The 6,331-nt window shown below is 36.8% G+C and carries 7 protein-coding genes; 4 read left to right on the top strand and 3 right to left on the bottom strand.

Annotation, left to right across the window (positions count from 1 at the left end; genetic code table 11):
- The coding region (locus M3600_RS14620) for an IS3 family transposase (protein ID WP_251646543.1) at nt 1-97 on the top strand (97 nt) is incomplete at its 5' end.
- Nucleotides 98-168: 71 nt separating this feature from the next.
- Here M3600_RS14620 and M3600_RS14615 read toward each other — a convergent pair.
- Nucleotides 169-1,143, bottom strand: coding sequence for an alpha/beta hydrolase (locus M3600_RS14615; RefSeq protein ID WP_233318132.1), 975 nt, complete (start codon nt 1,141-1,143; stop codon nt 169-171).
- A gap of 170 nt (nt 1,144-1,313) precedes the next feature.
- Here M3600_RS14615 and M3600_RS14610 point away from each other — a divergent pair, with 170 nt between their 5' ends.
- The gene (locus tag M3600_RS14610; protein WP_233318134.1) at nt 1,314-2,132 is read left to right on the top strand and encodes a mechanosensitive ion channel family protein; all 819 of its coding nucleotides are present in this window, start codon (nt 1,314-1,316) and stop codon (nt 2,130-2,132) included.
- Nucleotides 2,133-2,170: 38 nt separating this feature from the next.
- Here M3600_RS14610 and M3600_RS14605 read toward each other — a convergent pair whose 3' ends face one another.
- On the bottom strand, nt 2,171-2,857 hold the full coding sequence (locus M3600_RS14605; RefSeq protein WP_237943276.1) for a DUF421 domain-containing protein: 687 nt from the start codon (nt 2,855-2,857) through the stop codon (nt 2,171-2,173).
- A gap of 308 nt (nt 2,858-3,165) precedes the next feature.
- On the opposite strand from M3600_RS14605, the gene nhaC reads away from it, so the two are divergent.
- Nucleotides 3,166-4,554 (top strand): Na+/H+ antiporter NhaC, encoded by a 1,389-nt coding sequence (gene nhaC / locus M3600_RS14600; RefSeq protein WP_233318138.1) that lies wholly within the window; start codon nt 3,166-3,168, stop codon nt 4,552-4,554.
- A gap of 111 nt (nt 4,555-4,665) precedes the next feature.
- Nucleotides 4,666-5,142 (top strand): hypothetical protein, encoded by a 477-nt coding sequence (locus tag M3600_RS14595; protein WP_233318140.1) that lies wholly within the window; start codon nt 4,666-4,668, stop codon nt 5,140-5,142.
- Nucleotides 5,143-5,226: 84 nt separating this feature from the next.
- Here the strand turns inward: M3600_RS14595 and M3600_RS14590 are convergent, their stop codons facing one another.
- Nucleotides 5,227-6,249: an ROK family transcriptional regulator gene (locus M3600_RS14590; RefSeq protein ID WP_233318142.1), complete on the bottom strand. Its 1,023-nt coding sequence runs from the start codon at nt 6,247-6,249 to the stop codon at nt 5,227-5,229.
- Nucleotides 6,250-6,331: the final 82 nt, after the last annotated feature.

Genomic DNA, 6,331 nt, shown 5'->3' with positions numbered 1-6,331 from the left:
GTACATCCATTACTATAACAACGATCGAATTAAACAAAAACTGGCCGGCATGAGTCCGGTAAAATTCCGAACTCATGCCAGCCAATTAGCTGTGTAATAAAAACTCTAACTTTAAGGGGTCACTACCAAAATGCAGTCTTTTATATTTACTATTATTTTCTTAATATATTAATCTTCCTTATTAAAGGTCTTTAAAACTTGCTCTTGAATAAAGGAAATAGTATCTTTTGCTATTCTCTTTTTATTTAAGACAATTCCTGAGTGGCCGCAATTATATACATGTCTTGCTGGTTTGCCCCAGCTTTGCCACAAGTGATCAGCGTCTTCTAGTGAGATATATTGATCGTGTTTTCCTGAAATTAATAAGATGTTCTCTTTCTTTATTTTAGGAAGCGACCCGCTTGGATCGGTAATTCCCCAGTGCTCAATCAGTTCTTTAAAGCCTATTCCATTGTTCAGGAAATCAGCCTTAATGTATTTCCCAGGAATTGTATTCCAGATAGAATGAGATAGTCTATTGGCATAAAAGACGGAAATAACTCCATCAATTTCAGCCTCCTGTGTTGCTGCAAGATTCGCTATCCATCCTCCTAAGCTAACACCAACTAACACAATCGGCCCCTCTTGTGTTTGTTTAATCCAGTGAATCAATGTTCTTAAATCAACAATCGATTGTTTAGTTGCATGCACCGTTCTGTCCAAGTTTGCACTTATCATAAATTCCCCGCTATACAGAGATGGAGGAGGAGTTCTTTCCATGTGATAGGCTAATGGAAAATAGTACAGGTTCCAACCTAAGCTTGACATCTTATCATGGTAAATACTTTTTAATTTACTGTATGAGTTCATTCTCCAGCCATGAATCAAGATTATATTTGGTGTTACCCCCTTATTATTTTGCAAAAACATTTCCCCTTTAATAAAATCATTATTAGGGTATTCTGTGGCAATGAAGGAGGTAAAGCTATATGTATTAGATTGATAATCTGCAGTTACTTCTGTCTGAAAACTAGGATTGTCTGGTTGGTAGAAATCCTGTCTGTTTATTTCAGTTGGTAAGACTGGTATGGCAAATTGTGTGGTTGAGCTTTTCTTTTTATGTAATGCAGATAATGCATAATGATCAATAAACTTTGAAAACACGGAACAATCCCCTTCTATTAGCAGCTTTTATCTTCCTATCCCTTTCATTATAATTAACTTAACACCATTAATGAATATCGCTTCTATTTTTTATGAAAACATGCTATCGTTAATTTTTGTTAGGAAAGAATTTTTCTCTCCTTTATTAGTTTAAGCAAAAGGGTGAGTTTATGTTTATCTTAGAACTATTCGAGAAATTTCCAGTTAGACTGACAGCAGTAGCACTGCTCATTATACTTACAGTTTTTTTAATTAGAAAGTTCATAAAAATATTTTTTGACAAAACAAGCTTTTTAGATGAAAAGCGGGAAGAAACTTTGATGCATTTCACCAATCAGGTGACAAAGGTTATAGGACTGGTATTCTTCCTTATTTACTTGCTCAGCCATTTCTTTGAACTGGATAGACTGATAACCGGGTCAGTTGTATTAGCGAGTGCCTTGGCATTGATTCTACAGCATATTATTCGCGATTATATTATGGGACTGACATATTTATTTGAACGTCAGCTGCATCACGGGGACTATGTTATTATCAATGGAGATAAACAAGGGAAAATTGAAGAAATTAGCATTCGCCACCTGAAAATCCGCCAGTATGACGGTTACCTCTATACCGTTTCCTACAGCAACATTACCGAGCTGCAGAATGGAACGAGGGGAAGGCGGAGGGTTAACGAAAGCCTCATCCTCAACTATAGACAAAACCCAGATGCTGCCTTTAAAGTGATGGAGGATTTAGCAAAAACCTGCAATGATAAATATCGTCACTATTTATTGAAGGATGAATTCGGCATTCCTGTCGAACCATTTCAATTCAATGAAATTACGGAGCTGAATGTTGGTTTCATGGGGCATAAATATTCTATATCTGGCCTTGTAAATGAAACAGATTTCGTGGAAGCCAGCAAAAAAATCAGATATGAATTGGCTCTAACTGCCTATCAAAACGATTTAGCGATGGCAGAGAGCCCTAATACAAGCCATTAAACAGTAAAAAGCAAGAGTTCGAATGGAACTCTTGCTTTTTACTGTTTAGAATCCTTATTGCTTAATATATACACCTTCCCATTAGAACCTATTACTGCATAATCAACTTCATTCAAGAGTAGTTTCTGTTTGTCCAGCTCGAGTTGCAGCAAGGAAAGATTGTGTTGCATAAGATTTGCTTCCAACACTGCTCCTCCGACAATTAACTCAACTGGGCGATTTGTCTGCTCTGCTTCAGCAATCTTTATATCCTGTTTTGTAACTTCCCTATATAGAGGCTTTTTTAAGACAGACAATTTTCCACTTGCCTCTACTATTGCATCCTGAACTTCCTCGATATTGAAAATGTCTTTCTCTCGCAGCAGCTGATTTACATAGTCTATTGTAAAATGGAGGTTTATCATGTTCTCTTCTAAAACTTGCCCATCCTTTATAACAGGTGTGGGACACCCGCCAAAAAACTTCCGTGCCTCTTTGCTTCTTGCAGACATTGTAACCCCTGCTAAAGCAATCATAACGATAATAACAAATGCCAGAATAAAATTAGCGACTTTAATAGGAGTATTGAACGTTAAATTTGCTGCAATCGTACCCATGGAGATAGAAGCAATAAAATGGATATTTGTCATTTGTGAAATCAGCTGTTTCCCTAAGATCCTTGTGCCTATATACAATAGAAAAAAACAGCCTATTGTTCTAGCTGTTACCTCCAAATACTCAGACATGTATTCTTCCACCATTCTGCTCTATTTCCAGTTAGTTTTTCCCTTTTTCATGAAATCATTCTACTAATTATTCTGATTTGAGACTGCATTTTATGCATATTGCGTAGAGACTTAGCGTTCGCACTTCTCACACTATCATCCTCAAACAACGAAAAAATTATTTTGACATAGCGACAAATATGGTGTATCGTAATGCATGTTCGCTTTAACGCTTAAAAGCGTTTAAATAAGAAAGTTACTATTTTACTAGATAGCTGACTTTAATAAATCATAAGCAGCAAGTTTTAAAGAGTTTTGGAGGAATAGGTATGGATTTTGAGAAAAATACACTGTTGATCCGTCCGTTGGAGGCAGTGTTTATTACGATATTACTAATGGGGGCCCTTGGTTACCTGATAATTGGGGTAGAGGTTGTCCCACATATTGCTATCATGACAGGTATCGCTTTATTGTTAGTTTATGGAGCGATTAAAAAAGTTAGCTTTCGCGATTTGGAACAGGCAATGGTAGAAGGTGTTAAACCTGGTCTCGGTGCTATTATGATTTTCTTCTTTATAGGAATGCTAATCAGCAGCTGGATGGCAAGCGGAACAATTCCGACATTTATTTTTCTAGCAGTTGAATTAGTTTCAGGTAAATTCTATTTTGCGATTGTTTTCGTTGTTACAGCTATTATCGGTATTTGTATCGGCAGTTCCCTTACTACAGCGGCTACAATTGGAGTAGGCTTTATCGGAGCAAGCACGGCTTTAGATATATCGCCTGCCATCACTGCTGGCGCTGTAATTTCCGGAGCGTTTTTCGGTGATAAGATGTCACCTTTATCTGATACAACAACACTTGCAGCAAGCGTTGCAGATACAGACTTATTTGAACATATTAAAGATATGGCATGGACAACAGTTCCTGCATTTATCATTTCGTTCCTTGTATATTTATTGATTTCACCAGGTAAAACTGGAGACAGCATTCAAAAGATAGATGAAATTAAAGATACTTTATTGAATCTAAACCTTGTGCATTGGTACTCACTAATTCCGCTAATTTTACTAGCTATTCTGGCACTCAAAAAAGTATCTGTAATTGCCACATTGTTCGCTGGAACAATTTCTGCGTTAATTATTTCTTTTTGGGTCAATAATGGCTTAGGTTTTCATGCAATACTTGATTTACTATACTCTGGCTACAAGTCAACAAGCGGCATTGCAGAAGTAGATTCTATGCTGTCAAGAGGCGGAATTGAAAGTATGATGTTCAGCATATCCATCATTTTGCTTGCTTTAAGTATGGGCGGATTGTTATTCAGACTTGGAATTGTACCTGCCTTATTATCTGTAGTCCAAAATATGCTGCACCGTGTTTCCTTACTAGTATGCTCTGCAGCAGGAACAGCAATTGCCGTTAACTTTATTCTTGGAGAGCAATACTTATCTATCCTGCTGCCTGGTAATGCCTTTAAAGAAAACTTCAAAAAAGCCGGCTTGCAGCCTAAGCATCTTTCAAGGGTGCTTGAGGATGCGGGAACAGTCGTTAATCCCCTCGTTCCATGGGGTGTCTGTGGCGTATTTTTGTCTTCTGTACTTGGCGTTTCTGTTGCAGACTATGCTCTATTTGCACTGTTTTGTCTATTATGTCCGCTCATTACGATTTTTTATGGATTCACAGGGATTTCATTATCAAATTCTAAAAAACAATAAAAAAGCAGCACAGTTATCAATTGATAACTGTGCTTTTCCTTTTCCATAAAAATTGTATATTCCTAAAACCATCTGCAGAAAATAAAGGCAAATCTTAAGGGTGGTTACAGCATGCATGAAATTATTGATAATCTAGATTTAAGTTCAAAGGGCTTATGGTTCCCAGTTACTGTAAGCATCGTATTGGTTCTTTCTGTACTTATTATACCTAAGAAGATTTCATGGAGAGATATTTATATTACATTCGGGGTAGTTGGATTTGCTACTTGGCTCAGTGACGGGATTCTCGCAAGGGCATTCGACTTATTTGATATAGGCAATCCTAAAAAAGCAGGTCTCGGTGATATTTTGAGCTATACGTTAATTCCAACCTCCCTTTCGATTCTTTTTTTGAATTTCCTCCATTCGAAAAACAAATGGATGTTAACTTCCTGGTTTACTCTGGCAGCCTTTTTAATTCAATTTGGAATGGTTCAGCTTGGCTATATGACATTTAAAGGCTGGAACGGATATATCTCCATTATTGTCTATGTATTTGCATTCGGTTTTCTATTGCCTTGGCACTTGAAATTTATTACAAACGAATAAGTTTTTGCCCCAACTGAAAGAAGGTGCTGTCTATAAAACCTGCTCCTATTAAAGAGTGAGTTTAATTGACAACACCGTTTATTGTTAGTCTTTCATAAGTTGATCCAATGCAAGACTTTGGAGCCCATATAAATAATCTTTTTTCCAATCACTAACTGTAAGTTCCGGCAGATGTTCGGAAGGAACATATTTTGCGCTGCATGTTGCTATGTGTTCTAAGCTCTCTTTATCCACTTCATCATTATAAAATATAATTGTATGCGGATTAAGAATTGATACAAACGAGGCAATTAGTCTGCTTGTTGCATCGATTTGATGGTCCTCCACTATCATTACCTTGCTTCTAGCTTCACTTTCTATCGCCTGCTGAAAATTCTTATCATTATATTGGGGAACAAACGAAATTTCACCTGAAAAAAAGGTGTTTCCTCTAACTACATCGCCATTTATCATAATACCTGCTCCTGGTCCGTTTTGACCAAAATACAAATATACTAAGGAATGCTTGTCTGTCATCCCCATATTTGCGTGATAACCAAGAACAGCAGCATTCATATCATTTTCCACTACAACAGGAATGTCAAACCGTTCTTCATAATAACCTTTTAAATCAAAGTTTTGAAAGGATTCATAGCCTGGTATATAAAAAATCCGTCCATTATCAACAGAACCTGGCACCCCGACAGCAAGCGATCTTATTTTCGGATGCTTCTCCATCATGCTTTCAATATATATATTTAGAGAGGTGAGTCCATCCTCTTTTAGCACACTTGGAGTAGTTCCATTTTCCTTTATTTCTCCAATACAATTAAAAATCGTGTAATTGGTTTCTGATCCTTCTAGAAAGATCGCCAAGCCTAACATATATTCTGGGTTATACGAATAGCGTTTAGCTCTTCTTCCCCCACTTGAATCATCTAATCCGACTAAGTTTATTTCCCCGTCCTTTTCCATTTGCGCTAGGAATTTACTGATAGTCGGAAAACTGATACCTAATGTATTACTAAGTTCCACTTTCGTTGCACTTCCTGCTTCAAGAAGGGCTTTGCGAATTCCAGTTAGGATCATTTTTTTCATCGATTTTGGAGTTGCTGATAATTCATTCATTCCATTCACCACCATAAACCTTTTTAAAGCAGTTAAAAAAGCATGGTGATACTATAGCATAAATAAATATCTATCACAATAC

The sequence above is a fragment of the Niallia sp. MER 6 genome (assembly GCF_023714395.1).
Lineage (GTDB): Bacteria > Bacillota > Bacilli > Bacillales > Cytobacillaceae > Niallia.
This window is presented reverse-complemented; position numbering and strand designations above follow the sequence as displayed.